Annotated in this window: 30 protein-coding genes; 19 read left to right on the top strand and 11 right to left on the bottom strand. The window is 69.4% G+C overall.

Annotated features, from left to right (window positions below):
- Window positions 1–62: 62 nt before the first annotated feature.
- Window positions 63–779, bottom strand: a complete 717-nt coding sequence (gene tenA, locus MHN84_RS20865; RefSeq protein WP_241206414.1) for a thiaminase II — start codon at window positions 777–779, stop codon at window positions 63–65.
- A gap of 86 nt (window positions 780–865) precedes the next feature.
- Here tenA and MHN84_RS20860 point away from each other — a divergent pair, with 86 nt between their 5' ends.
- The 4 genes from MHN84_RS20860 (at window position 866) to MHN84_RS20845 (ending at window position 4811) form a co-directional block, all read left to right on the top strand.
- Window positions 866–1555, top strand: coding sequence for a DUF899 family protein (locus MHN84_RS20860; RefSeq protein WP_241206413.1), 690 nt, complete (start codon window positions 866–868; stop codon window positions 1553–1555).
- 42 nt (window positions 1556–1597) lie between these two features.
- A complete protein-coding gene (tpx, locus tag MHN84_RS20855; protein WP_241206412.1) occupies window positions 1598–2095 on the top strand; it encodes a thiol peroxidase in 498 nt (165 codons plus the stop codon).
- Window positions 2096–2290: 195 nt separating this feature from the next.
- The gene (gene ripD / locus MHN84_RS20850; RefSeq protein WP_241206411.1) at window positions 2291–2923 is read left to right on the top strand and encodes an NlpC/P60 family peptidoglycan-binding protein RipD; all 633 of its coding nucleotides are present in this window, start codon (window positions 2291–2293) and stop codon (window positions 2921–2923) included.
- Window positions 2924–2978: 55 nt separating this feature from the next.
- The gene (locus MHN84_RS20845; protein ID WP_241206410.1) at window positions 2979–4811 is read left to right on the top strand and encodes a fatty acyl-AMP ligase; all 1833 of its coding nucleotides are present in this window, start codon (window positions 2979–2981) and stop codon (window positions 4809–4811) included.
- Here MHN84_RS20845 and MHN84_RS20840 read toward each other — a convergent pair.
- Window positions 4804–5334 carry a YdcF family protein gene (locus tag MHN84_RS20840; protein WP_241206476.1) on the bottom strand — a complete coding sequence of 177 codons (531 nt, stop codon included), beginning with the start codon at window positions 5332–5334 and terminating at the stop codon, window positions 4804–4806. The genes MHN84_RS20845 and MHN84_RS20840 overlap by 8 nt on opposite strands.
- A gap of 167 nt (window positions 5335–5501) precedes the next feature.
- Here MHN84_RS20840 and MHN84_RS20835 point away from each other — a divergent pair, with 167 nt between their 5' ends.
- Window positions 5502–5993: a hypothetical protein gene (locus MHN84_RS20835; RefSeq protein ID WP_241206409.1), complete on the top strand. Its 492-nt coding sequence runs from the start codon at window positions 5502–5504 to the stop codon at window positions 5991–5993.
- A gap of 8 nt (window positions 5994–6001) precedes the next feature.
- Here the strand turns inward: MHN84_RS20835 and MHN84_RS20830 are convergent, their stop codons facing one another.
- The gene (locus tag MHN84_RS20830; protein ID WP_241206408.1) at window positions 6002–6433 is read right to left on the bottom strand and encodes an MOSC domain-containing protein; all 432 of its coding nucleotides are present in this window, start codon (window positions 6431–6433) and stop codon (window positions 6002–6004) included.
- 244 nt (window positions 6434–6677) lie between these two features.
- Between MHN84_RS20830 and MHN84_RS20825 the strand changes: the two genes are divergently transcribed.
- Complete coding sequence (locus MHN84_RS20825; RefSeq protein WP_241206407.1) at window positions 6678–8057, top strand: hypothetical protein; 1380 nt, start codon at window positions 6678–6680, stop codon at window positions 8055–8057.
- Window positions 8058–8108: 51 nt separating this feature from the next.
- On the opposite strand, the gene MHN84_RS20820 is transcribed toward MHN84_RS20825, so the two are convergent.
- Complete coding sequence (locus MHN84_RS20820) at window positions 8109–8861, bottom strand: S9 family peptidase (RefSeq protein ID WP_241206406.1); 753 nt, start codon at window positions 8859–8861, stop codon at window positions 8109–8111.
- A gap of 66 nt (window positions 8862–8927) precedes the next feature.
- Between MHN84_RS20820 and MHN84_RS20815 the strand changes: the two genes are divergently transcribed.
- Genes MHN84_RS20815 through MHN84_RS20805 form a run of 3 tightly spaced genes read left to right on the top strand, consistent with a single transcriptional unit; the run spans window position 8928 to window position 10619 of the window.
- Entirely contained in the window at window positions 8928–9809 is an 882-nt protein-coding gene (locus MHN84_RS20815) for a TIGR03854 family LLM class F420-dependent oxidoreductase (RefSeq protein WP_241206475.1), read from the top strand.
- Between the two features lie 55 nt (window positions 9810–9864).
- On the top strand, window positions 9865–10233 hold the full coding sequence (locus tag MHN84_RS20810; RefSeq protein WP_241206405.1) for an STAS/SEC14 domain-containing protein: 369 nt from the start codon (window positions 9865–9867) through the stop codon (window positions 10231–10233).
- The gene (locus tag MHN84_RS20805; RefSeq protein ID WP_241206404.1) at window positions 10230–10619 is read left to right on the top strand and encodes a DUF4267 domain-containing protein; all 390 of its coding nucleotides are present in this window, start codon (window positions 10230–10232) and stop codon (window positions 10617–10619) included. The genes MHN84_RS20810 and MHN84_RS20805 overlap by 4 nt, the downstream gene beginning before the upstream one ends.
- 1 nt (window position 10620) lies before the next feature.
- Here MHN84_RS20805 and MHN84_RS20800 read toward each other — a convergent pair whose 3' ends face one another.
- On the bottom strand, window positions 10621–11166 hold the full coding sequence (locus tag MHN84_RS20800; RefSeq protein ID WP_241206403.1) for a methyltransferase domain-containing protein: 546 nt from the start codon (window positions 11164–11166) through the stop codon (window positions 10621–10623).
- A 4-nt stretch (window positions 11167–11170) separates the two neighbouring features.
- Window positions 11171–11515 carry a DUF3253 domain-containing protein gene (locus MHN84_RS20795; protein WP_241206402.1) on the bottom strand — a complete coding sequence of 115 codons (345 nt, stop codon included), beginning with the start codon at window positions 11513–11515 and terminating at the stop codon, window positions 11171–11173.
- 130 nt (window positions 11516–11645) lie between these two features.
- Between MHN84_RS20795 and MHN84_RS20790 the strand changes: the two genes are divergently transcribed.
- On the top strand, window positions 11646–11912 hold the full coding sequence (locus tag MHN84_RS20790) for a hypothetical protein (protein WP_241206401.1): 267 nt from the start codon (window positions 11646–11648) through the stop codon (window positions 11910–11912).
- Window positions 11913–11972: 60 nt separating this feature from the next.
- Window positions 11973–12266 (top strand): hypothetical protein, encoded by a 294-nt coding sequence (locus tag MHN84_RS20785; RefSeq protein WP_241206400.1) that lies wholly within the window; start codon window positions 11973–11975, stop codon window positions 12264–12266.
- Window positions 12267–12312: 46 nt separating this feature from the next.
- On the opposite strand, the gene MHN84_RS20780 is transcribed toward MHN84_RS20785, so the two are convergent.
- The gene (locus tag MHN84_RS20780) at window positions 12313–13272 is read right to left on the bottom strand and encodes an esterase family protein (RefSeq protein ID WP_241206399.1); all 960 of its coding nucleotides are present in this window, start codon (window positions 13270–13272) and stop codon (window positions 12313–12315) included.
- 188 nt (window positions 13273–13460) lie between these two features.
- On the opposite strand from MHN84_RS20780, the gene MHN84_RS20775 reads away from it, so the two are divergent.
- Complete coding sequence (locus MHN84_RS20775) at window positions 13461–13712, top strand: hypothetical protein (RefSeq protein WP_241206398.1); 252 nt, start codon at window positions 13461–13463, stop codon at window positions 13710–13712.
- 7 nt (window positions 13713–13719) lie between these two features.
- On the opposite strand, the gene MHN84_RS20770 is transcribed toward MHN84_RS20775, so the two are convergent.
- Both MHN84_RS20770 and MHN84_RS20765 read right to left on the bottom strand, forming a co-directional pair.
- Window positions 13720–15279 carry an FAD-dependent oxidoreductase gene (locus MHN84_RS20770; RefSeq protein ID WP_304654335.1) on the bottom strand — a complete coding sequence of 520 codons (1560 nt, stop codon included), beginning with the start codon at window positions 15277–15279 and terminating at the stop codon, window positions 13720–13722.
- Window positions 15272–16096 (bottom strand): carotenoid biosynthesis protein, encoded by an 825-nt coding sequence (locus MHN84_RS20765; protein ID WP_241206397.1) that lies wholly within the window; start codon window positions 16094–16096, stop codon window positions 15272–15274. The genes MHN84_RS20770 and MHN84_RS20765 overlap by 8 nt, the downstream gene beginning before the upstream one ends.
- An 88-nt stretch (window positions 16097–16184) precedes the next feature.
- On the opposite strand from MHN84_RS20765, the gene MHN84_RS20760 reads away from it, so the two are divergent.
- Window positions 16185–17318, top strand: a complete 1134-nt coding sequence (locus MHN84_RS20760; RefSeq protein WP_241206396.1) for a glycosyltransferase family 2 protein — start codon at window positions 16185–16187, stop codon at window positions 17316–17318.
- Window positions 17315–18814: an NAD(P)/FAD-dependent oxidoreductase gene (locus tag MHN84_RS20755; RefSeq protein ID WP_241206395.1), complete on the top strand. Its 1500-nt coding sequence runs from the start codon at window positions 17315–17317 to the stop codon at window positions 18812–18814. The genes MHN84_RS20760 and MHN84_RS20755 overlap by 4 nt, the downstream gene beginning before the upstream one ends.
- Here the strand turns inward: MHN84_RS20755 and MHN84_RS20750 are convergent.
- Entirely contained in the window at window positions 18765–19496 is a 732-nt protein-coding gene (locus MHN84_RS20750; protein WP_241206394.1) for a CDP-alcohol phosphatidyltransferase family protein, read from the bottom strand. The two genes, MHN84_RS20755 and MHN84_RS20750, sit on opposite strands and share 50 nt — an antisense overlap.
- 3 nt (window positions 19497–19499) lie before the next feature.
- Here MHN84_RS20750 and MHN84_RS20745 point away from each other — a divergent pair, with 3 nt between their 5' ends.
- Window positions 19500–20318 carry a YhjD/YihY/BrkB family envelope integrity protein gene (locus MHN84_RS20745; protein ID WP_241206393.1) on the top strand — a complete coding sequence of 273 codons (819 nt, stop codon included), beginning with the start codon at window positions 19500–19502 and terminating at the stop codon, window positions 20316–20318.
- Window positions 20319–20598: 280 nt separating this feature from the next.
- The gene (locus tag MHN84_RS20740; protein ID WP_241206392.1) at window positions 20599–22014 is read left to right on the top strand and encodes an HNH endonuclease signature motif containing protein; all 1416 of its coding nucleotides are present in this window, start codon (window positions 20599–20601) and stop codon (window positions 22012–22014) included.
- A 6-nt stretch (window positions 22015–22020) separates the two neighbouring features.
- Here MHN84_RS20740 and MHN84_RS20735 read toward each other — a convergent pair whose 3' ends face one another.
- Window positions 22021–23205 (bottom strand): lycopene cyclase family protein, encoded by a 1185-nt coding sequence (locus MHN84_RS20735; protein WP_241206391.1) that lies wholly within the window; start codon window positions 23203–23205, stop codon window positions 22021–22023.
- A 133-nt stretch (window positions 23206–23338) separates the two neighbouring features.
- On the opposite strand from MHN84_RS20735, the gene MHN84_RS20730 reads away from it, so the two are divergent.
- The 3 genes from MHN84_RS20730 (at window position 23339) to MHN84_RS20720 (ending at window position 25511) form a co-directional block, all read left to right on the top strand.
- Complete coding sequence (locus tag MHN84_RS20730; RefSeq protein WP_241206390.1) at window positions 23339–24388, top strand: permease; 1050 nt, start codon at window positions 23339–23341, stop codon at window positions 24386–24388.
- A 71-nt stretch (window positions 24389–24459) separates the two neighbouring features.
- Window positions 24460–25077 carry a dihydrofolate reductase family protein gene (locus MHN84_RS20725; RefSeq protein WP_241206389.1) on the top strand — a complete coding sequence of 206 codons (618 nt, stop codon included), beginning with the start codon at window positions 24460–24462 and terminating at the stop codon, window positions 25075–25077.
- Window positions 25074–25511: a VOC family protein gene (locus MHN84_RS20720; protein ID WP_241206388.1), complete on the top strand. Its 438-nt coding sequence runs from the start codon at window positions 25074–25076 to the stop codon at window positions 25509–25511. The genes MHN84_RS20725 and MHN84_RS20720 overlap by 4 nt, the downstream gene beginning before the upstream one ends.
- Window positions 25512–25571: the final 60 nt, after the last annotated feature.

The following is a 25571-nucleotide window of genomic DNA, read 5'->3' as shown; positions in this document are numbered from 1 at the left end:
TTGCTCGGTCCGGGAGAGAATCCGCCAGCTTAGCCACTACGCGCCGGGGGCGCCCGTTCGTGTCACTGCGGCGCCGCCGCGCCCGTGGTCTCCTGCGGCCATGCCTCCCGCCGGTGCGCGGCGTCGAAGAACATCCACTCGTAGCGGGAGGTGGTCACGAAATGCGCGCGGGCAGTGGCTTCGTCGGCGTCGGTCAGGGCGGGCCCCACGCGGTCGGCGAGCGCGATCACCTCGGTGACCGTCGCGGCGAACTCGTCGCCGCCGTAGCTGTCGATCCAGCGCTGGTAGCGCGGGTCCGTCGAGCCGCGCTGGGCCAGCTCGGCCCCCACCTCGGCGTAGATCCAGTAACAGGGCAGCACGGCGGCGAGCCCGTCGGCGAACGTGCCGTCGTAGACCGTGGCGATCAGGTAGCTGTTGTAGGCCTGCGTGGTCGGTGCGACTGCCACGGCGTCTACGGCCTCAGCGGACAGACCGAGCGCCGGCAAGAGCTCCCCGTGCAGTGCGAGCTCGACGTCGAAGACCTCGGCGGCGTGCCGGGCGAACATCGCGGTGTCGGCGAGGGTGCCGGCCTTCGCGCCGACGACCGCCAGCGCGCGGGCGTAGGCGCGCAGGTAGTGCACGTCCTGGGCCACGTAGTGCGCGAAGGCCGCGGGGTCGAGGGTGCCGTCGGTCAGGCCGGTGAGGAACGGGTGGGCGATGATCGCGTCGAAGATCGGGGCGATGTCGTGCCACAGCCGCGAGCTCCAGGAATCGGTGAGCGCCGAACCGATACGGGTCATGCTGATCATCCTCGCAGCGATGATTTCCGCGTGCCCGCCCGGTCACAACCACTGACCCGTAGCCCCGCACCAGACAGGATGGTCAGATGAGCCAGTCCGCGCTTCCCCCCGTCGTCGACGGCGCCACGTGGCGCGCACAGCTCGACGAGTTGCGCGCCCGAGAGAAGGCAGCCACCCGCGAACTCGACGCGATCGCCGCGCAACGGCGGCGCCTCCCGATGGTCGAGATGGGTGACTACACGTTGATCGGAGCCGACGGCCCGGTGCGGCTCGCCGACGTCTTCGAGGGGCGCTCGCAACTCATCGTCTACAACCACATGTGGAGTGACGGCGAGACGTGGCAGTGCGGCGGGTGCACCGGGTTCACCTCCCAGTTCACCCGGCTGGAGTTCCTCGACCGCTATGACGCCAGGTTCGTCGTCGTCACGGCCGGCCCGATCTCCGAGGCACTGGCCTACAAGAAGCGGGTGGGCAACACGATGGAGTGGTACTCGTCGTCGCAGAGTCCGTTCGCCGCCGACGTCGACGCAGCGCCGGGTACGGGGTTCGCGGTCAACGTGTTCCTGCGCGACGGCGACCGCGTGTACCGCACCTGGCACACCAACGGCCGGGGCACCGAGCAGCTGAGTCACTCGTTCGCATTGCTCGACATCCTGCCGTGGGGTCGCCAGGAGGTCTGGCAGGATTCGCCGGCCGGCTGGCCGCAGCGGCCGACGTATTCGGGGTGGCTCGATTCGCCCGACATCGCCCGCGCCTACGGCGATCCGGGGGCCTGACCCGGGCGCGACGAAATCGGCGCCGCTTGGCACACTGTGCGCATGGCACAGATAACTTTGCGCGGAAACCCGATCAACACCGTTGGAGAACTTCCCGCTGTCGGATCGCCGGCACCCGGGTTCACGCTCGTCGGAACGGATCTCGGCACTGTCGGTGACGATCAGTTCCGCGGTAAGCCGCTGCTGCTGAACATCTTTCCCTCGGTCGACACCCCGGTGTGCGCGGCGAGCGTGCGCACGTTCAACGAGCGCGCGGCCGCGGCCGGCGGTGCGGTGCTCTGCGTATCGAACGATCTTCCGTTCGCCCAGAAGCGGTTCTGCGGCGCCGAGGACATCGAGAACGTGACCCCGGCTTCGGCGTTCCGGGACAGCTTCGGCAACGACTACGGCATCACGATCGCCGACGGGCCGATGGCCGGTCTGCTGGCACGCGCGGTCGTGGTGGTCGGCGCCGACGGCACCGTCTCCTACACCGAACTGGTCCCCGAGATCGGCCAGGAGCCTGATTACGACGCCGCGCTGGCAGCCCTGGGCGCGTGACGCGCGACACACCCTAGGCGTCCCGGCGCCGGCATAGGTCACCGTTCGGTTCCGGTCGGGCATCTGATTGATTCGCAGTCCTGCGACGACGCAAATGCGCCCCGTGAGGTGGTGTAGAAGTGGTCATAGTGACTGTTGTTAACGATGAGATCAGTGCCCGACGGTGCTGACAGCTCAGAAAGCGGTGGAAGTGCCATGCGAGCGGTTCGTGGGTTTGTCGTCCTGGTTCTCGGCGTCATTCTCGGCCCAGCGCTGAGTCTGGCGCTGACGGTCGCGACGCCTGGCCTGGCATCGGCTCAGCCGACGCGCTCGGCCACGAACCAGAAAGCCGTGGAAGTCGTCATCGCCCGCGCGCTGTCCCAGCGCGGGGTGCCCTTCGCCTACGGCGGCGGCGGCGCGTCCGGGCCCAGCAAGGGCACCGTCGCCGCACCTGCCGACCCCGCAGCGCCCGATCAGGCCGCGCTGGACGCCTCCGCCCTCGACCTCACCACGCCTGGCTTGAACCTGCCCGCCGCGGCCCCCACACCGGCGCCCGCTCCGCGGGTGGAGGTGGTGGGCTTCGACGCTTCGGGATTGATGGTGTACTCCTACGCCGGGGTCGGCGTGAAGTTGCCGCGCTCCTCCGGCGAGATGTACAAGGTGGGCCAGAAAGTGATGCCGTCGCTGGCGCTGCCGGGCGACCTCCTGTTCTACGGACCCGACGGCACCCAGAGCGTCGCACTCTTCATCGGCAACGGGAAAATGGTCGAGACCACGGACTCCGGCGTCGCGGTCTCGGAGGTGCGGACCAAGGACATGGCTCCCTACCTGGTCCGCATCATCGCCTGACCGATTGCGCCACAGAGGGATTCGTGCCCGCATCCAGGCCGCCTAGGATGCGGGCATGAGCCTTCGAACCGGACGGTCCGTCCCGATCGAGGCCGGGCTGCTGCAGATCGAGGATTGCCTCGCCGCCGACGGCAGCATCGACCTTCCCGACGGCATCACGTTCATCTCGCTGATCGACCGCAACATCGCCCACGTCGGTCACGAGGTCGCCTACCGGTTCCTCGACCACTCCGGCGCCACGATGGTGACCCACGAGATCACCTGGAGCCGGCTGGGTGTGCGGATGGCCGCGGTCGCGGCTGCGGTGCAGCGCGTGGCCTCCGTGGGAGAGCGGGTCGCCGTGCTGGCACCGCAGGGACTCGACTACATCACCGGATTCTTCGGTGCGATCAAGGCCGGCGCGGTCGCTGTTCCGCTGTTCGCGCCCGAATTGCCCGGTCACGCCGAGCGCCTCAACGTCGCCTTGCGCGATTCACGACCAGCCGCCGTCCTGACGACCCGCGCCGCACGAGATTCCGTGGTGGCGTTCCTCGACCAGATGACGGGTCTGACTCGGCCCACCATCCTCACGATCGACGACGTGTTGGACAGCACGGCAACCGAGTTCGCCGCGACGAGCGTCGGTGTCGACGACGTCTCGCACCTCCAGTACACCGGCGGAGCCACTCGCGCGCCGGTCGGTGTCGAGATCACCCACCGGGCGGTCGGCACCAACCTGGTCCAGATGATCCTGTCGATCGATCTACTGGACCGCAACACCCATGGCGTGAGCTGGTTGCCGCTCTACCACGACATGGGTCTGTCGATGATCGGATTCCCCGCCGTCTACGGCGGTCATTCGACACTGCTGTCGCCGACGGCGTTCCTGCGCAGGCCCGTTCGCTGGGTGGAGGCGCTGTCGGCCGGGTCCGTGGTGGGCCGTGTGGTCACCGCCGCCCCCAACTTCGCCTACGAGTGGACCGCCGCGCGGGGGGTGCCGGCCGCGGGGTCAGCCGTCGACCTGGCCAACGTCGTGCTGATCATCGGCTCCGAACCGGTCAGCCTCGCCGCCATCGACGCCTTCACGACGGCGTTCTCTCCGTTCGGTCTGCCTCGGACCGCGTTCAAGCCCTCCTACGGAATCGCCGAGGCGACACTGCTCGTCGCGACGACGTCACCCAGCGCTGCCGCCCGTGTCCTCCATGTCGATCGCGAGGAACTGGCTCGCGGCGCCGCGATCCCGGTCCCGCCCGACCACGAGCGGGCAGTGGCCCACGTGTCCTGTGGACAGGTCGCTCGCAGTCAGTGGTGCGTGATCGTGGATCCGGACACCGGAGGCGAGGTCGGCGACGGATGCGTGGGCGAGCCGTGGCTGCAGGGTGACAACGTCGGGCGCGGTTACTGGGACCGCGCCGAGGAGACCCGCCGCACATTCGGCGCGCACCTGGTGTCGACCTCGGCCGACGGCAGTCACGCCGCGGGCGCCGACCTCGGCCGGCCCTGGCTGCGCACCGGCGATCTCGGGTTCTATCTCGACGGTGAGCTCTACATCATCGGACGGATCGCCGATGTCGTGGCACTCGGCCAGAAGCGGTACTCGCCGCTGGATCTGGAGACCACCGCCGTCGACGCCTCACCGATGGTGCGCCGCGGATACGTGGCGGCGTTCTCCGACGGCGATCGCCTGATCATCGTCGCCGAGCGCGCATCCGGCAGCGGCCGCAGCGATCCCGCGGTCGCCGCGAGAGCAGTCATCGACGCCGTCCGTCACCGTCATCACGTGACGGTGAGTGACGTCCGGATCGTCCCGGCCGGCACGATCCCGCGTACCACCAGCGGCAAGCTGGCCCGGCGAGCGTGTCGCGATGCCTACCGCACCGGCGCCTTCGACCAAAGCCCGATCAGGTGACCGCGACGAACGGACTCAGGACGTCCCTGACGAACTGAGTGGCGTTGGTCTTGGGATTGCTGTCCGGAAAGCTCACTGTGGCAAGCACATTGCCGCCCGCATCGACGAAATTGCCGTCGGCGCGGTCCTGGTGTGACGACGAGGTCACCAGGATGATCCCCGACGTGCCGGCGTCGCGGGCCAACGGAACTGAGAACTGCGCGTTCTGCACGGTGCTGTTGGCTCGATCCTCGACGATGATCCTGTCGTCCGGCAGCCCGAGCACCCGCAACGTCTTGCGCATCTCGCCCGCCTCGGTCCGCCCGTTCCGGGGGTTGCCGCCCGTCACGATCACCGGCGACTGCGGGAACATCTGCGCCACGGCGAGGCCGGTGAGCACACGGGTGTAGAGGATCGGCCGCATCGTGCCGTTGTCCCTGAGCCCGTATCCCAGGATGACGATCGCCGGCTTCGAGAAGTCCTTTGCCGCAACGGGGGGAGCTGCTTGCGCGGTGGGCACCACGCCCACGAGCACCGCGAGCATCGCCGAGAGCGCGAATGCCAGCCGCGCCGCGGCGCCGGAAAGGGTCACGACTGTTCATCGCCGCACAGCCGCCGCGTATTACGTTCCGGTCTCGATGGTCCAACGATGCGGCCGACACCGCAGTCGTCGTTGGCGCGATCTGCGTCGGCGTGGTCTCGTGGACGATGATGCCTTCTTCGCCAAGCACTCCGGCCCGCGTGGTCGTGGCCGTCAGCGCTTCCGTCGTGGCCCTGCTCGTCGCGGCCCCGACGGCCGCCTCGGCGCCTCCGTCGGACAGCCAGGGGTACATCGACTCCACCGCACGGTGTGAAGCGCCCGCGACTGCCGTGGTGTTCGGCAGCACCTCGGGCTCACGCGTGGCCATCTGCAAGACCACCGATGGGGACCTCGAGTACCGAGGGGTCCGGGTGCGCGACGGGGCCAGGCTGATCACCTCCGCGTCGCAGTCCGCTGATGGCGCGTTCACCGCCGTCCGGGACGGAATCGAGTACATGGTGACCTCCGACGCGCTGGTCATCAGCTCCGGCGAGAAGGTCATCCGGGACGAGGAGATGCTCGACTTCCACCGGCCGGGCAGCACCTCGGCGCAGACGCCGAAGACCTCGAGCACACCTCTGCCACCGCCGTTGCCCGCCGAGGTCGGCGGCGACGGCAGCTGACGGTCCGCTCAGGACAGCACGGTCACCTCGTCGCCGACGCGCAGAGTTCCCGAACTCAGAAGTCGACACACCGATCCGCCGCGCCGTGACATGGCAGCCGCGGCACCGGGGCCGATCCAGTCGTCGAGCAGCCGGCACGGAGCGCTGAGCCGCACCACCTCGAGGTCGACGTCACCGATGCGGATCCGGGTGCCGGGCTTGGTGGGGATGTCGCCGGTGTCGACGGTGATGTTGCGGCGGGTGGCCCCGGAATCGACTGGCCGGCCGAGCTCAGCGGCGGCGGCGTCGAGCGCTGCGCGGGACTGGAGCGTCACGTGCCGGTGGCGGGTCCCGTGATACCGGTCGCCGACGAGTCCCTTGCCCTCCTCAGCGGTCACCGATTCCACGGATCGCGTAGGGATGCGCCGGCCGGGCGCCACGTGGATCTCGACGATGTGCACGACTGGCGAGCCTACTGACCGCGCGCCGCGGTCACATCACGTCATGATTTGCTCACAAATAGGACCGCAATTAACTGACGCGCCCGTCAGCAAACCTACTCGTGACAACAATTCCTCGCGTTTCGGTGGACAATTCATCACATTCTGGATACGTTTCTCGCGGTCGGGGCCACACACAGCAACATGGAGGGGTCGCGTCATGCGCACTACCGCACGTTCTTATGTCACTGCCGGCGTAGCCCTCATGGGGGCGGGAGTCATCTCCGCGACACCGGTCACCCCGAACCTCGACCTGCAGATCAAGAATTATGACGTGGGGCTGGTAGCCGCCACGCAGAGCTGTGCGGAGGGCAGCGCGAGCGCGCTGTGCTCGACCCCGACCGGGGTTCCGTCGGCGGCACCGTTCGCAACCACCACCGACAGCACGAACATCCTCAACATCCCCGCGAACCTCTTTATCGCACTTGCCAATGCGCCGTACAACTTCTTCAACGCGCTGGGCGAGGGCGATGTCGCACTCGGTTCCGACCCCAACGGTGACTTCAGCTTCCAGCCCACCTACGAAGGCGTGACGCTGACCCAGCCGGAGGGCAGCGTCGTCGGCCTCGGCCGCAACCTGCGCTACACCGGCAACTGGTGGGTGTACAGCCAGACCAACATCCTGGGCACGGACCCGGCGGATCCGTCGCGGTATCAAGCGCTGACCAATGTGCTCGTGCCCTTCCCGGCGCTGTCGGTCCCCCTGGGAAACATGGTCGCGGCGATCGCCGCCTCGCAGCTACCCATGGACGTCGGATGCACGGGAACGGGTCCGGGCGCGTGCGATCATCCCGAGGCCATTCTCAGCAAAATGTTTGATTTTCGTCACGTGGCCGCACTGTTTTCGCCCGATGGCTACACCTATCCCGAAACCCGGGCCGGCATCACGTGCAGCGCCGACGGCCAGTGCTACGTCAAGGACGAGAACGGGCCCGAGGTGCCCTGGTCGGGCGAGACCGTGAAGCTCGATGCGACCGCACCGTTCACCAGCTTCTACAACAGCCTGACCAAGACGCCCGACTTCTCCGAGATCAAGCCCCTGACACCACAATTCGTCGCAGGGAGCCTGACGAGCCTGGCGAACGGCATCAACACCGACTTCAATCCGTTCGTCCTAGGGACGCAGTGCACCGTGTGCGCGCCGTTCGTGCCCAACCCGGAGAACAAGCCGATTCCGGGTCCGGTGTTCACCGACCCCGGCACGTCGTCGGCCACCACGACGCTGGCGGCCGACCAGAAGACCGCGACGCCCGAGACCACGACCGACGAGAAAGCCGACACGAAGGCCGAGACCACGACCGACGAGAAGGCCGACGAGAAAGCAGACGCCCCGGCCGAGGCGAAAACCCCCGCGACCGACGAGGCCACCTCGGATGGCGCCGACAGCCCGAGCACCACGTCGGGACCGAAGCACCGTAAGCCCACCGCGACGAGCACGGCGATCAAGCAGGTGCGCGACTCGATCAACGCCAGCGTCTCGAAGGTGAGCGACAGCTTCTCGAAGAAGTCGAAGACCACCGACTCGAGCAGCAGCAAGAGCACCAGCAAGAGCAGCGGTTCGGGTGAGGGCGGTTCGCAGGACTGAACGTGACGCGGATGGGCGGCCCGGTCACGCGCCGCCCATCCGCGCCGACGCTCACAGGTAGGGGTCGGCCCAGGCGCTGATGATCCGGGCCGCGCGGGCCGCCTGGTTCTTTTCGGTCAGCAGATGGTCGGCCCCCTCCAGGGACACGAAACTGCGGGGATGCCGTGCGGCACGGAAGATGTCGCTGGCGTTGGCGATGCCGACCGTGTTGTCAGTGGGCGAATGCATCACCAGCAGCGCGCGCCGCAGCGTCTTGATGCGCTCGCGCAGGTCGGCGGCACGGACGTCTTCGATGAAATGCCGTCGCAGCGTCAGCGCCTTACCGCCGATGAGAAGCGGTGCCTCCCCGTCGGATTCGATGCGTTCGACCAACGCGTCATAGATGTGCTCCACATGCGCGGGCTGAAACGGCGCGCCGACACTGGCCACTGCCGTCACCGTCGGGCACTCGTGGGCGGCCGCGATCGCCGCGGCGCCACCGAAGGAATGGCCCACCAGCAGCCGCACCTCGCGGTCGGAGTCGTTCATGAACTCGACCGCGCGCACGGTGTCGGCGACCTTGTGGGAGAACGATCCGTCGCCCCAGTCGCCCTCCGAGTGGCCGAGGCCCAGGTTGTCGAAGCGCAGCATGCCGATACCCTCGCTGGCCAACTGTTTGCACATGCGGCTGGCCGCCGGCGAATCCTTCCCGAGGGTGAAACCGTGCGCGAAGACCCCCCAGCCCCGGACCTCGCCGTCGGGTACGTCGATCAGGCCGGCCAGTGCCGGACCACTGCTGCTCGGGAACTTCACGCGCTCTGCCACGCCGACATCCTCTCAGTTCTCGCCGGTGGCGCATCCTGGTGAGGGACGACCGGAGGAGATCTGATGATGAAGGTTCGGTTCGGAGTGAGCCTAGGCACGGATGTGGGTCCGGAGGCGCTGGCGGATGTCGTCGACCGCCTCGAGGCCGAGGGAGTCGATTCCCTGTGGTTCTCCGAACTCGTGTATTCGCCGGCGATCGATCCCACCGTCGGAATGGCGTTCGCGCTGGCGCGTACCCGCCATCTCAAGGTGGGGACGTCGGTTGCCGTGCTGCCCGGCCGTCATCCGGTGCTGGTCGCCAAGCAGCTGCTGTCGATGGCCGCGCTCGCACCCAAAAGGGTGCTGCCCGTGTTCGGCCTGCGCCCGGCGCTACCGGTCGAGCGTGACCTGTTCGTCGTGCCCGAGGGCAAGCGCGCCGCGGTGTTCGACGAGTCACTGACACTGCTGCGCCGCGTGCTACGCGACGACGCAGTCACGTTCGCCGGTGAGTTCTTCTCGGTTCGCGACGCCTCGATCACACCGAAACCGGCTGCGCCGCTTGATGTGTGGCTCGGTGGCTCCTCGCCGGCGGGGTATCAGCGGGTAGGGACCTACGCCGACGGGTGGTTGGGCAGCTTCCTCACCCCGGACGAGACGCGCACCGCGCTGGCGGACATTCGCGCGGCCGCCGAGAAGGCCGGACGACACGTCCCCGACGACCACTTCGGCATCAACGTGGCGGTCGGTACCGGCGATTTACCTGCGCCGGTGCGGGCAGCCGTCCACGCTCGCCGGCCCGACCTCGATCCTGCGGAACTGGTCGCTTCCGACTGGCCTGCGCTGCACGCGATGCTCGACGGGTACATCGCTGCGGGCCTGACGAAGTTCGTCATCCGACCGCTGGGCTCGACGGACACGGGGGAGTTCTTGAACACTTTCGTCAAAGAGATTCTGCCGCGGCAGAATTGAGCTGCAACCGGCGAACGGTACTCGCGCGAACGCCGCACGTGCCAGACTTCCGAGCATGATCGAGATGCTGACGGACCTGCCACCGGGCGTGGCGGGGTTCCGGGTGTCCGGCCGTCTCGACGGCGCAGATCTGCGGGAATTCGCGCCGGTGATCGAACAGATGATGACGACGGGGGAGATCCGGCTCGTCGAGGTCGTCGCCGACGACTACGAGGGGTTCGGACGGGGCGGTCTGGCCGAAGACCTGCGGTTGGGGCTCGACGTGCTGATGCACCACCACAGCGCCTTCCGCCGCGTCGCCGTGGTCACCGACAAGGACTGGGTGGTTCACGCGCTGCACGCCTTCGCCTGGCTGGTGCCCGGTGAGGTCGCGCTGTTCTCGGTCGCGGATCTGGACGCGGCAGTCAGCTGGGCCGCCGCGTGACGCGGCCGGCAATCGACCGCGCCGCCCTGGTCGCAGGTGGCATACGCCTCACCTCGGGCGTCTGGTTTCTCGTGGACCCGCTACGGGCGAACCGTTTCTGGGGTGATCCGGCAGATCCGCCGCACACCGCGCTGCTGCTGTTGCGCTCGATGGGCTACCGCGATGCGTTGATAGGCGCGCTGCTGATCTCCGCGGCGGCATCGGGGCGCGACACTCGCGGCTGGTTCCTCGCCTCGGGAGGCGCCGACGCAGCCGATCTGCTCGGCGGACTGAGTGTGCACGAGCACCTCAGTCGCTCGCAGCGGCTCATCGGCCTCGGCGGCGCGGTGGCCGGTATCGGCGTCGGGGTGTGGGGAGCGCTGCGGCCCCGCCGTTCCCGCGGGTGACTCAGCGCCGGGCCAGCAGCCAGGCTCGGCCTCCGTCCTCACCGGCGGTGACGATCTCCAGCGCACCGAACGCCCGGGTGAGTTCCCCGGCCGGTGCGCGATAGCGGCCAGGTGACGCACCGACCTCGCTGAGCACGCTGACGGCCAGCAGCCCGCCGCGCACCACGCGGTCGATCATCGCCCCGTACAGCGCGGGCGCGCGAAACATACTGCACAGCAACACATCGACCTCGTCACCGTGGGGGAGTCCGTCGTCGAGATCAGCCACGGCGATGTGACAACGCGTCGCAACCCCGTTCGAGCGGGCCAGTGCTCGCGCCGCGTCCACCGCGGTCGGGGATACGTCGTAAGCGTGAACCGCCATTCCCCGCTTCGCCAGCCACACGGCGGCGGTACCACGCCCACACGCGAGGTCGAGCGCGGTACCGCAGCGGGGCACCGCTTCGACATGCCGGCGGAACGGTGCCGGCAGCCCGACGTCGTCAGCCTGCACGGGGGGTAGCGATCGGTAGCGCTCCTCCCAGCGGAGACGATCGTCGTCGGACACGCCGTCATGGTAGGTCCGCGGCCCGGACACGGATCGGGCCTCGCCACTGGCCGTCTGGGTCGAGGATCTCACCGCGCTGGGTGATGTGCACCATGCCGCGACGCGCGAGGTCGCGGGAGATCTCCCGGGCGGTGTCCATCGCGGCCCGCCAGTCCGCGCCGCCGACCGCGCGGGCCGCATCCGACGGGCAGGTGCTGCTGCGCGAACCGCGGTGTCCGGCCAGTGCGCGGATCGCCGCGTCGAGTCGGCGCTCGAGCGGACCCTCGCCCAGCGCCACCCGGGCAGCATCGGCGTGCGGCCCCGGCCCGGCCGCGATCGTCTCCAGTTCCCTGCGCAGCTGGTCGGACATGGAACCAGTGAAGCAGCCGGCAGCTGTGAAATGGGCCACACCAGGCGTTTATCCGGACAGCGGATCGGTTAGTTCTCTAGCCGTACTCAACGATCGTGGGCCGGTCAGGCCCGAAAGGGGAGTTTCACCGATGAAGTTGACTCAGGTTCTTGCCAGCGCCGCCGTGTTCGGTGGCCTCACCGCAGGCGCTCTGGGTGTCGCCGGCTCCGCCGTTGCGCAGCCCGGCTACACGCCTCCGCCCGCTCCGCCCGCCGGCCCGAACGTCGGCACCCCCCCGGCGTGGGCCCCGCCCAAGCCGGTCGATCCGTCGTGGGCCGCCGGAAACCCGCAGGTGTGGGACGAAGGCTGGCAGCACTGGGGCGTCTGGCTGAACGGCGTCTTCGTTCCGACCTACTGATCACCTGAAACACATGAACCGACCGCCGCGGACCCATCGGGTCCGCGGCGGTCGCATGTCATGACCGAAGACGGGCACTACATCGTCATCAAGGGCAGACGGTGGCGAGCCACCGATCCCGCCATCCCCGAACAGCGCCGCGAGGAACTGACACACATCCTGATGGCGTGGCGACGCGAGGTGCGGCGCACCCGGGGAACTCCGCAGGAGGCGACCGCCAGAGCGGGCGTGCAGGACGCCAAAGTGGCGCTGGGCGAACGTGGTTCACCACCATGGTGGGAACAGTCCGACGATGAGCGCCGCGCGCGCTGGGAGCGGCCCGTGGCCCGCCCCGGTCAGGTCACCGACGACTAGACCGAACCGGCCGCAGCACACCGGTGCTGCAGCCGGTTCGGCCGTCTCAGGCGCCCAGTGTGCGCTGAATGTCGGGCTTCATCGCGTTCAGCTGTGCGCCCCAGTACCCCCAGCCATGCGTCCCGTTCGGCGGGAAGTTGAAGGTCGCGTTGCGTCCTCCGTCACCGAGGTAGGCCTTCTGGAACGCGCGGTTGCTGTCTCCGGTGATGCTCTCCAACACCTGACCGGGGATGTCACCGCCGCCGCCGAGGTCACCCGGGCGGCCGTTGCCGGTGTAGATCCACAGCCGCGTGCCGTTGGCCACGAGTCGTCCGGCCTGCAGGGTCGGGTCGTTGCGCTGCCACGCGGGACCGCCCCCGGGACCCCACATCGCGGTGGCGTCGAACCCACCCGCGTCACGCATCGCGAAGCCGACCAGGGTCGGCCAGATGCCCTGCGACAGGTTCAGGAACCCCGACAGCGATGCGGCGTAACTGAATTGGCCGGGATGGTAGGCGGCGAGGATCAGCGCCGCGCTGCCCGACATCGACAGGCCGACAACGGCGTTACCGCTGGGTGAGATCCCCTTGTTGGCCGCCAGATAGGCGGGCAGCTCGGAGGTCAGGAAGGTCTCCCACTGGTAGTTGTACGTGGTGCCGTTGCCGACGGCCGGACGCTGCCAGTTCGTGTAGAAGCTGGACATGCCGCCGACCGGCATCACCACCGAGAGACCGGATTCGAAGTAGTTCTCGAATGCCGCGGTTTCGATGTCCCAGCCACTGTTGTCGTCACGGGCGCGCAGGCCGTCGAGCAGGTAGACCGCCTTCGGGCCGCCGCCCTGGAACTTGACCGGAATGTCGCGGCCCATCGCCGCAGAAGGAACCATCAGCGTCTCGACGGGCAGTCCGGGCCGCGAGTACGCGGCGGCCGTGGCGGATCCGCCGACGACCGCGACGAGACCCGGCAGCAGCAGCGCCACCAGTGCGCCGGCGATCAGCCGACGTCTGAATGCGAGGAAATACTTCATGATCGTGTGTGCCGTCCTCTCCACCGCGCGCCTCGCGGCGCGCGTCTTGGGAACTGTCCGCGGGCGGCATGCAAGCCGAGGCGATGCTGTTGCTTCACATCGCACCCGCGTGGACTAGTTCGTCACGTGACGTATCGCCGTTACCGGTGTGAAGGTTTCGTCACACTTCGTCCGGGCATCCGGGCGCCATGACGGTGACGAGCGAACACGTGCGCGAGCTCTTGGCGGCTGACTCCGATGCGGTACTGGTGCTGATCGGGGGCCACGCCGAGGTGGTATCGGGCACGGAGGTCGGCGACGACGCCCACCGTGGCGCGCTCGAGGTGATCTCCCGCGCGGACCTCCTCGAACGCACCGGTGGGACAACCCGACTGGATGACAGCGAGCTCGCGGCTCAGGCGGCCGCGTTGGACACGGCGGTCACAGAACTCGGGGGCTGATCGACGGTCAGCTCGACGCGCGTGCCCTCGCACCGATCTGTGGCACGCCGGCGAGCAGGCCCCGCTGGGGCACGCCGAGGATCGGTTCGGCCGCCGCACCGAGTTCGGCGAGCACGTCGTTGGCAGCCAGCACGCCCGACATGGCCGAGCGTTCCATGAGCCCGGACAGGTAGGGGGTGTCGACGTAGTCGCCGGCGACGCGCAGCCCGCGCGCGTCGGTGCGCACGGTGGGCCGGGTGCCGGCCGAACCGGGCGGAAAGGCGGGCGCGGTGGCTTCGAGCCGGTCGTGGGTGTGCAGGATCTGCGCCGCCGCGGTCTCGGGCCACAGGATCGCCAGTTCCTTGCGCAGTGCGGTCGCAGCGCTCACGGCGTCGGGAAGACGGCATGAGTAGGAGTGCAGTTCCACGATCGACCCACCCGTGGCGCGCGCCCACTCGATGCTCGGGTCTTCGAGGCGTGAGTACACGGCGATCGAGTCCAGTGTCGGTTGTCCGCTCACCGCGCAGAACGGTGCCCGATCCGCGGCGACGTCACGGTCGTACCAGATCCGGCTGACTGCGAAAGGCGGTGCCACCGTGAGTTTTTCGCACGCCTGCGCCAACAGTGGGGCGACCTGCGCGGTGCTCGGTGAGCGGCTCACGACGTCGGTGAGTGCCCCGGGGTCGAGTGCCATGATCACGTGCCGGGTGTCGATGGTCCCCGCCGTCGTCGTGACCCGCCAACCGTGGCCGTTCGGCTCGACGGATACGCACCCGGTGTTCATCTGGACCTCGGCGCCATGGCGCTGCAGATGGCTCTGCAGGGGGTCCCAGATCGCGGTCGCATAGTCGGTGGAAGGGACGTCGAAGCCGATTCCCTCGGGGTTGCCGAGGAAGTAGTAGTGGAACATCGCGATCAGTTCGGCGGCCGAGAGTTGCCCCTGGTTGCAGAAGAACGACCGGGCGAAGGCCTCGAACAGCATGCTTCGGCTGCGTGCGGTCATCCCGAAGCCGTCGAGGAACGTCGCGGCGTCCACATCGTCGAACTCGGCGTAGGTGGTTGCTCGGTCGTAGGCCAGCAGCGCCCGCCCGGTGTCGGCGTCGGCGCGCAGGAGTTCGCGGCGCGTCAGGCTCTTGGACCGCAACGCCAGCGCCAGCAGATTCAACGGGGGAGCGGCGGGCAGTCCGGAGAGGTCTTCGGCGGGCCACTCGGCGGAGATCACCGGGTAGCTCTTCACCGGCGCGAGAAACGAGAGCATCGGATCGGCCCGTCGCAGGATCGCCCGCCAGGTGTAGTAGTGCCGGAAGAAGGCGTGGAAGCCGTGCTCGATGATCTGCTCGGCACCGTCGGGCAGACGTTCCGGCCATGCTCCCAGCCTGCCGCCCAGGTGGCCGGCCGCCTCGAGCAGCGTCACGGCGACACCGCGTTCGGCGAGCACCACCGCAGCCGAGACACCGGCGATGCCGCCGCCGACGACGACGGCCTCGCTGCCCGCGGGTACCTGCTGGGGCAGCAACGGATCCGGCACCACCAGGCGCCGCGGCCGCATGCGCAGCGGCGCGGCACGACTGGTCATGACATCACTCATCGGGGCGACTCCTTGTCGTCGATCGGTCGGCGCGGGCTTGGGCGAACACGCGGGCGGCGAACGGCAGCGCGACCACCCCCATCAGCACCCCGCCGGTGATCGCCGAGCCGGGCAGGCCGAAGAACACGGCGTGGGCCAGCACCGAGGAGAAGTAGACCCACAGATACAGCGCCGCTGCGGGTTTCGAGAACGACAACGTGCCGCGCGAGGGCAGCAGCAGGTGCAGCGCCACCATCATCGCGGTCGACACGAGCAGCCAGCCGCCGTAGTTCGTCAGCGGGATCCCGGGGATCAGAGGCAGGGTGTGGGTGGCGTCGAACCACCGCCAGTGCCCGGCTGCGACCATCTGTGGGTCGAGGAACACGTCCCAGGCCGTCAACGCGTACGCGGACACGGCGACGACGGCCGGCCCGCGCCGGGCGAGGCTGCGTCCGACCACCAGCGCCGGCCAGGCCATCATCACCCAGGCCATCGGCACGATCACCGGAACGCCGAGCACCTCGGGGCCCAGCGTGCCGGTGTAGGCGTAGCGCCCGAACGGAATCCCCGTCGCGACGCCGACCGCCTCGGCGAGCAGACCGCCGCCGCCGGCGACGGCTGCCAGGATCAGCGCCCCGCGCACCCCGTGCACCCGCCCGACGTCGGCCAGCGAGGCGAGGAAGAAGATCGCGACGCTGCACACCGTCACCGGGGTGCGCCACACCTCGGGCATCAACGGGTAGACGATCTGCACGACGACTGCCGAGACGACCAGGGCCCAGACCGCGGGCCGCCAGCGCAGGGGCGCAGTGTGGGCGCTGGGCACCGCAACCGCCACCCGCCGAACCTCCGCCTCGAGAGTCTTTCTGGCCGTGCGGCGCCTGCCGCCGGCGCGGCGCCATCGCCGAACTGCGTAGAGTTTGCAGGTGCCCGATGCGCGCCTTGCCGAAATCCTACGCGCCGCGACGGCGGTCGGATCGGCGCTCGCCGTCCTCGGCACGATGCTCGAGCTGGTCAATCTGCGCGTGCTGCGTCGGCCGGAGGAGCACCCGAATCCCGCGGTGGCGGCGGTGTCGGTGCTGATCCCGGCCCGCGACGAGGCGCATCGGATCGCTCCGACGATTCGTTCGGTGCTCGCGCAGAAGGCGCTGCCGGACGCCGAAATCCTGGTGCTCGACGACGGATCCACCGACGGTACCGCCGACGTCGTTCGGTGCGCCGCCGGTGATGATCCCCGGCTCGAGGTCCTGACGGGATCGCCGCCGCCGCCCGGGTGGCTGGGCAAGCCGCATGCGTGCGCGCAGCTGGCGGCGGCGGCGCGCGGTGAGATCCTGGTCTTCGTCGACGCCGATGTGGTGCTCGCGCCGACCGCCGTCGCGGGTGCGGCGATGATGCTCGAGAAAGCGGATGCCCCCCACCTGGTGAGCGTGTGGCCGCGGCAGGTGACCGCGGGGGCGCTGGGGCGCCTGGTGCAGCCGCTGCTGGCGTGGTCGTGGCTGACGACGGTGCCGCTGCGGATCGCCGAGAGGTCGCGACGACCGTCTCTGGCCGTGGCCAACGGGCAGTTCCTCGCGGTACGCGCCGACGCGCTGGCCCGCGCGGGCGGTTGGGCTGCGGTGGCCGACGCCGTGCTCGACGACATAGGGCTGGCGCGGGCGGTGCGGATCAGCGGGGGCCGCACCGGCGTCGCCGACGGTTCCGGCGTCGCCACCTGCCGGATGTACGCCACGGGCCGCGAACTCAGCGCGGGCTACCGCAAGTCGCTGTGGGCGGCGTTCGGATCCGCCGCCGGCGCAGCGGCCGTGGGAGCCGTCTTGTGCCTGGTGTACGTCGTGCCGCCTGCCGCGGCGCTCGCCGGCTCCCGGGTCGGAGCGCTGGGCTACGCCGCCGCCGTCATCGGGCGGCTGCCGGCACGCCGATGGTCCGGCCGCGGCGGCGCGGGGGACCTGTTCGACGCCGCCGGCCACCCGGTCTCCGTGCTGGCGTTGCTGGGATTGCTGGCCTCGTCGTGGGTGGGTCGTCGGCGCGGGACCCTGCAGTGGAAGGGCCGGGCCCTGTGAGCCGCGTCGTGGTGATCGGTGCCGGCTTGGGCGGATTGGCCGCTGCTGCGCGGCTGGCCGCACTCGGCCATCAGGTGACGGTGTGCGAGGCCGCGCCGACGGTCGGCGGCAAGCTGGGGGTCGTTCACCGCGACGGTTTCACCTTCGACACCGGGCCGTCTCTGCTGACGATGCCGGATCTGCTCACCGAGCTGTTCGCCGCCACCGGTGGTCCGTCGGACCTGCGCATCGAGCGCGTCGACCCGGCGTGCGCCTACCGATTCGCTGACGGCACCGAGCTGACGCTGCCTCACGACCGGAATGCGGTGGGAGCCGCGATCGACGACGTGTTGGGCCGGGAAGCGGGGCAGTCCTGGCGGCGTCTGCACGAACGAGCTCGACGGCTGTGGGATCTGGTGGGCGAACCTGTTCTCCGACAACCGATTTCACTACCGGCCCTGGCGCGGATGAGCGCGCGCCCGGCCGATCTGAGGGCGGTCGCGCCCTGGCGCACCATCGACGGCCTGGGTCGCGCCACGTTCGCCGACCCTCGGCTGCGGATGTGGCTGAACCGCTATGCGACCTACTCCGGCTCCGATCCCCGGCGCACCCCGTCGGTGCTGGCGGTCACCTCGTTCGTGGAGCAGGAGTTCGGCGCCTGGTACGTCGCCGGCGGTCTGCGGCGGATCGTCGACACGGTGGCCCGGCGCTGCGCCGAGCTCGGCGTCGAGATCCGGACCGACTCTCGGGTGGACGAGGTGGTCACCGGGGGTGGGCGGGTGTACGGAGTGCGCTGCGCCGGTACCACGGTGCCCGCCGACGTGGTGGTCAGCGACGCCGACGCGAGCGAGCTGTACGGCCGACTCGCACCCGCGCCGGCCCGGCTCGCCCGACGGTTGCGCCGGACGCCCCGCTCGATGGCCGGTTTCGTGATGATGCTCGGTTTGTCCGGCCGGGAGCCGGGCGCAGCGCACCGCATCCTTTTTCCCAGCGACTACGACGCCGAGTTCGACGCGATCTTCGGCCGTCGCCCGCGCCCGGTCGCGGATCCGACGGTCTATCTGCACGCCCCTGACGACCCGACGCTGCGCCCGAACGACGCCACCGAGGGCTGGTTCGTTCTGGTCAATGCGCCGGCGCACGATCCGGCGGGCGGCGGCATGGACTGGGACGCCGAGGGACTCGCGGACACCTATTCCGCGCACATCCTGGACGTCCTGGCCGAGCGCGGTGTCGATGTCCGGCCGCGGTTGCAGTTCACCGAGGTCATCACGCCGGCCGAGCTGGAACGCCGCACGGGCGCTCCCGGCGGCGCGATCTACGGCACCGCATCACACGGTCCGCGGGCCGCGCTGCGTCGACCCGCCAACCGCAGCCCGATCCCTGGTTTGTTCCTGGTCGGGGGGTCGGCTCACCCGGGCGGCGGCATCCCGCTGGTGCTGATGTCGGCCGAGATCGTCGCGGGTCTCATCGGTCCGGCGGGAACGACGCGGGCATCGACCGGCGGATTCCGTTGAGCAGCTGCAGCATTCCGACCACGCCGACTGCGGTCCACACGATGGTGAACAGATCGGCCCACTGCCACCCCAGGCCTGGCGCCCCGCCGGGGAGCACCGCCACCGCACCCGCCGCCAGCGCGACCACGATGAGGCGCGTCGGACGCTCGGCCACGGTGACCGCCCCGACGCCGGGCATCCCGACCGCCTGCGCGCGCGCCCGCACGTATTCGAGCAGCAGCACCGACGTCACCGCAGCGAGCACCCAACCCAGCGAAGCGCCCAGTGCATACAGCACCGCACCCAGCAGCAGGTCGCCGATGCGGTCTGCGACGGAGTCGACCAGCGCCCCCAGCGGGCGGGCCCGCCCGGTGCCCAGGGCCACCGCGCCGTCGAGCCCGTCCAGCACCCCGGCGAGCAACACCAGGGGGACGACCAGCGCCGGCCAACCCGGACCGACGACGGCACCCCAGGCAGCGGCAAGGGCGAGCACGCCGGCCAGCGACAGGACGTCGGGCGGAATCCGTGAGACAGGTCCGGCGGAGAGCGCCCGCATGATGCGCAACCAGCCACGCACCACCGGGGACGGCTTCACGCCGCCGTGCAGGTGCGACCACCCCGCATCGTCGCCGCCCGATCCGGCGGGTATGTCAGGGACCATGGTCTCAGCCTGCCAGCGCGGCTCGCGACGAGTGAAGGACATGCCGTGAGTCGATTGGGGCAGTTCGCTTCCGGTGTCCGGACGACGTTCCCGGGCAGCGATCTCGCGTTGTGGGCGGCCGGGGCCACCTATTTCGGGGTCATCGGGTTGGTGCCACTGGCACTCGCGGCGTTGTGGGCCGTCGGGGCGCTGGCGGGCCACGACACGGTCACCGCGGCCATGACCGCGGCGATCGACGGGTTGCCCAGCGGCCACGGCACTCCGGAGGCGCTGCACACCCTGACCCGGGTGGCGCTGGGGATGTCGTGGGTGCAGGCGCTGGTCGTGCTGTTCCCGGCGAGTTTGTACGGGGAGGGTCTGCGCCGGGCATTCGTCCAGATGTCGGCGGAGCCGGACTCGCTGACGGGGTGGCGCGGCCGGGCCGGACTGCTGGGTGTGGCGGCGGTGGCCCCATTCCTGGTGCTGGCCGTGTTGCTCTCCGCGTCCTACGTCGCTCCTCTGTACACAGCGGGCGGGTGGTCGCTGGTGTGGGGAGTGGTCGTGGCCTTCCACATCGTGTGGGTGACGGTGTCGACGGCGCTGCTCGGGGTCTTCGGGCTCATCGGGCCCGGCCGCATCGGCTGGCGCGCACTGGCCATCGGCGCGTTCAGCACCGGGTCGATTCTGTCGGGTTTCCTGCAGGGCTTCCTGTTGTTCCTCGCCATCCCGATCCCGTGGTCGGCGCCGTTCGGCGGACTGCCCATAGTGGGCGCGGTGACTGCGCTGGCGCTGTGGCTGTACATCTTGCACATCCTGGTGCTGTGCGGGTTCCGGGCCACCGTGGTGCTCGACCAGATGGACCGGGGTTCCACCCGAGACAGCTGACGGTGGGCTGATGTCATCTCTCAGGACATCGGTGACGGTTCTGTATCAGGACATCGGTGACGGTTCGGGTGGTCTTGGTGGTGACACTTCTGCGCCGGGGCCGCCGGGGTGGCTGTCAATGAACCTATAGATCCTCGTGTCCGGCTAGCCATTTCTCAGTGGCCCGATGATGGGGTTCGGGGAGCAGTCTCGACGTTCTGCCTCGAGCACGGGATTTCCCGCAGGTCATTGATGTCCTGAGGCATCACACTGACGGTGAGCCGAGCTTGTCGGTGGTCGAATGTATGTTCGAAGTATGTCGGTGGGTGTGGCGGAGGCGGTGGCGCAGTTACGGGCCGGTGTCGATGCCGTGCTCGCCGCCGATCTGGACCTGTCCACCGCCGCCGAGGTCGTGGAGCTGCTCGATGAGCTGCAATCCGCGTCCTGCCGGCTGCCCGCCGCCGGGCATCGCGCCCTGGCGCGGCTGCAGGTCGAGACCACCCCACAGAAGATGGGCGCCAAAAACTGGCGCGACGTGCTGGCGATCCGCTACCGGATCAGCGGCTCCGAAGCGCACCGTCGCCTGACCGAAGCCGCGCTGCTCGCCCCACGCCAGTCGATCACCGGGACACCGTTACCCCCGGCGTTGCCGGCGGCCGCGACGGCGCAGGCCGAGGGGCGGATCACCCCGGAGCATGTCGAGGTGATCCGCAAGGTTGTCGACAAGCTGCCCGGCTTCGTCGACGTGACAACTCGGGAGCAGTTCGAAGCCGATGTCGTGCGTATCGCCGCCGGTGCCGGCCCGAAAGCCACCCACGACGCCGCCGAACTGGAACTCTTTTTATTGGATCAGGACGGACCCGAACCCGACGACACTGAACGCACCCGCAAACGTTCCGTGAGTAAGGGGCAGCAGGGGCGCGATGGGATGACGCCGTGGCGGGCGGATCTGACCCCAGAAGCGGCGGCGATATGGGAGGCGATCTTCGCGAAATACGCCGCCCCGGGGATGTGTAACCCCGACGACGACGAGCCGTGCACGTCCGGCACTCCAACGCAGGCCCAGATCGACAGTGATCACCGCAGCCTGGCCCAACGCCAGCACGACGCGCTGGTCGCAGTCGGGCGGATCGCGTTGATGAGCGGTGAGTTGGGTCAGCTGAATGGGTTGCCGGTGACGGTGATCGTGCGGACCACCCTGCAGGACCTGGAATCGCGCGCCGGAATCGGGATGACGGGAGGCGGCACCCGGCTGCCCATCAAAGACGTAATCCGGATGGGGGCGCACTCCAGCCACTACCTCGCGATCTTCGACCGGGCCACCGGCGCCGCCCTGGACCTGTTCCGCACCCGCAGGGTGGCCTCGGCGGCGCAGCGGGTCATGCTGATCGCCCGCGACGGAGGCTGCACCAAGCCCGGCTGCGCCGTCGGCGCGTACGGCTGCCAGGTCCACCACGTCACCCAGGACTGGGCCGACGGCGGGCTCACCAACATCGACGACCTCGGCCTGGCCTGCCCACCCGACAACCGCTCCGTCGGGCCGGGCGGCTGGAGCACCTCGATGAGCCCCCGCCACGAAGTCGAATGGACCCCACCCCCAAACCTCGACACCGGCCAAACCCGAATCAACACCCACCACACCCCCGAACGACTCCTCCGACCACCCGACGGAGACGGCCCCGGCGGACCCGCACCACCCGACAACCAGGTCGCGTGAGTGTCTCTAGTTGAGGACGCGCTCGTTGCTCGGCAACGGGGGAAGCAATGCGGGCCTGACGAGATGGCCGCGCAGTCGTCGATTGGACGCCCGGAACAGATGGGTCAGCGCGGCGACGTTGCCGGCGACGTCGTCGCGCGCGGTCAGGTAGGTCCATCGGTGCCGTTCGGGGAGCTCGAAGAACTGCTCGAAAAACGCGGGCACGTCGGCGGGCGGCATGCGCAACAGGGCTTCCAACCCGACGCGGCGCAGGTGGTGCACCACCCGGGCGCTACGCGGCCACACCGCGTCGTGGGCCGCAGTGATCGCGTGCTCGGGTCCGCGCGGCAGGTGGGTCGCCACCGCCGCGGCCACCTGTGGGGCGAGGCGCAACGACGTAGCCAGGCTGAAACCGGTCGCCGGGTGGATCAACGGTGCGGCGGCACCGAACCCCAGGACGCCGGAGGCGCGGTGTCGGGGATGGTCCACGGTGAATGCCACCCGCTCCACCGGAGCGTCGGCGGGTGGCGTGATGCCGTAACGGGCGAGCCGGGCGCAGAGCCGGCGGTGCAGCGTGGGCAGCGGCAGGCCGGGCCGGCGTGCCAACGATGTCTCCTCGACCAGCACACGGCCCGCACCCAGCGGGATGACGTAGAGGAACGTGGGCCAGCCGTCTTCGCCGTGCTCCTGGCGCCAGTCCATGAACAGTGCTTCACCCGGGGCGATCAGCGGTGCGGCCGTCTCCTCGTCGAGGAACACCCCGTAAGCGGTCTGGGCGGCACGCTCTCGGCCATTGCGCCGCCTGTTCAGTGGCCGCGCCTGCCCGCCGGCATCGACGATGACCGAGGCCCGGATCTCGGTTCCGTCGGCCAGTGCCACGACGCCCGGTTGCGGAGACCCGACGACGCGACCGGAATGCACGCGCACTCCGGTCAGCCCGTCGGACAGGTGGGCCTGGAGGTTGGGCACGTCGAGCACCGCGTACTCCCAGCCCAGAAGCCGGTCGGTCAGCGCAACCACCCTGCCGGCCGCTCGGGCGGCGACGACGGCCGCCGGCAACTCGGGCGGCAGCTCCGGGGTCCACATCCCGTAGGTCGCGGTCCACGGCCGATCGGGGGCCACGTCGACCAGTGCAGTGGTCAGTCCCAGGCGCTGACACGCCCCGGCCAACGCCGCTCCTGCCGGGCCGGCCCCGACCACGCACACGTCCATTGGTCCTATCGTGCCGGTCCGGCCACCATGCTGTCAGCCGCAACCACTGACGCGTCGGGGAATTCCCGGTTGCCCGAATGGCGTCGCCACCCCGCGTGGCGAGGGTGGAACCTGGTCGACTATCTGTTGACACATGCTGACGTCTCGACGCGCGACGGTCATCGGGGCCGCGGTGACCGTGCTCGTGGCCGTGGCAGGTCTGATGTGGGCGAAATGGATGCCCTACATCGGCAAGGCGCTGCACGCGGCGCGCACGGGGCAGTGGTCCGGCTCGGACATCTTGCACACCGGTGGGGTGACGGCCGCTGACGCGCCGAGTTGGCATGCGGCGACATCGTTCTTCACCGCCTACGTCGGCGCGATCTGGCCCGCACTGGTGGTCGCGCTCCTGCTCAGCGCATGTGTGCAGGCTTTCCTTCCGCGCTCGTGGCTGCCGGCCATGCTGAACCGGCGGCACCCGGTGTCGAGTGCGGCCGCAGGGGCCGCGGCCGGAATGCCGTCGATGATGTGTACGTGTTGTGCGGCTCCGGTCACTGTCACGTTGCGCCGCAACGGCGTCGATCAGGGGGCTGCGGTGGCCTACTGGTTGGGCAATCCGTTGCTCAACCCGGCCGTACTGGTGTTCCTCGCCCTCGTCGCGCCCTGGCAGTGGACGCTGACGCGTCTGGTGGTCGGTGCCGCCGCGGTGCTCGGCGCGGCGGTGCTGGTGGCGAGGCTGGCGCCGCGAAGGGCGGAGCCGGCGTTGACGCCCGATCCTGATGTGACTCGAGAGGCCTCGGAGAGCACGCCGGCAGCTGTCCGGTTTGCGGCCGCGCTCGTGCGGCTCTGCGTCGTGTTGGTTCCCGAGTATTTCGTGATGGTGTTGGCGGTCGGCGCCTTCCGCGGCTGGCTGCTGACGATCGTCGATCCGGATCATCGAAGCTTGCTGATCGTCGTCGTCGCGGCGATCGTCGGCACGCTCATGGTGATACCGACCGCAGGGGAGATCCCGATTCTGCAGGGCCTGGCGCTTCTCGGCGTCTCGTCGGGAGTGCTCGGCGCGCTGCTGATCACGCTGCCCGCCGTCAGCCTGCCCGGTATCGCCATGGTGGCCCGGACATTCGGGAGCCGGGCAACGATGGTGATCAGCACGGTCGTCGTCGCCGCCGGATTGATCGCGGCTCTGGCGCTGAGCGTCGTGTGAAGCGGTGGCGATGAGTTCTGCCCGCCCGGCCGGTCAGCATGACGATTGTCCGCACGTCGATCGGAGGGGCTGTGCCTCGAACTCATCTCTCGATGTCCATGTCTGCCGACGGGTTCGTCGCGGGTCCGCATCAGGATCGTGACCATCCGCTCGGGATCGGCGGTGAGCGGCTGCACGCGTGGCATCTCGGACCGGAGAAAGACCATCCCGTGAATCGGCAGGTGGTGTCCGACATGATGGACGGCATGGGCGCGGTCATCATGGGCCGCAACATGTTCGGCCCGATCCGCGGGCCCTGGGGAGACTCCGGATGGCGGGGGTGGTGGGGAGAGGACCCGCCGTACCACTGCCCGGTGTTCGTGCTGACGCATCACGCGCACGATCCCATCGAGATGGAGGGCGGCACCACGTTCCATTTCGTCACCGACGGCATCGAGACCGCCTACACGCGAGCCGAAGCGGCGGCCGGCGATCGGGCGATCTCGATCGCCGGGGGTGCATCGTGCGCACGGCAGGCGATCGCCGCCGGTCTGGTCGACGAGATCGACATCCAGCTCAGCCCGGTGTTTCTCGGCTCGGGCGAACGACTTTTCGACGGCTTCGGGCCCGACCGTCCCGGACTGCGGCTCGAGCGGGTGCTCGAAGCGCCAGGGGTGGCGCACCTTCGGTTCGGTATGGTCCGACCATGACGATCCGATTGGAGAACGTCGGCATCGCAGTGTCGGACCTTGATGCGGCGATCGCCTTCTTCACCGATCTGGGGCTCAGCGTCGTGGGCCGAGACGTCGTCAGCGGAGAGTGGACCGACACCGCTGTCGGTCTCGACGGCAATCACGCGAAGATCGCGATGCTGCAGACACCGGACGGACACGGTCAACTGGAACTCTTCGAATACCTCCATCCGGCCGCCATCGAGACCGAGCCGACACGCCCCAACGAGATCGGGATGCACCGTGTGGCGTTCTCCGTCGACGACCTCGACGAAGCGCTGGCCATCGCCGCCCGCCACGGGTGCCATCCCCTTCGTGGCGTCGCGAACTACCAGGACATCTACAAGCTGACGTATGTCCGAGGCCCCAGCGGCATCATCGTGATGCTCGCCGAGAAGCTTGGCGGCGGCTGATCCGTACCGCGGCCAACGGCCGCCGTTGCAACCGCGAAAAGCGCTGCTGTGCAGAGCTTG

The organism is Mycobacterium sp. PSTR-4-N (genome assembly GCF_022348085.1).
GTDB lineage: Bacteria > Actinomycetota > Actinomycetes > Mycobacteriales > Mycobacteriaceae > Mycobacterium.
The sequence above is the reverse complement of the archived record's forward strand: the minus strand, read 5'-3'. Positions and strand labels throughout refer to the sequence as shown.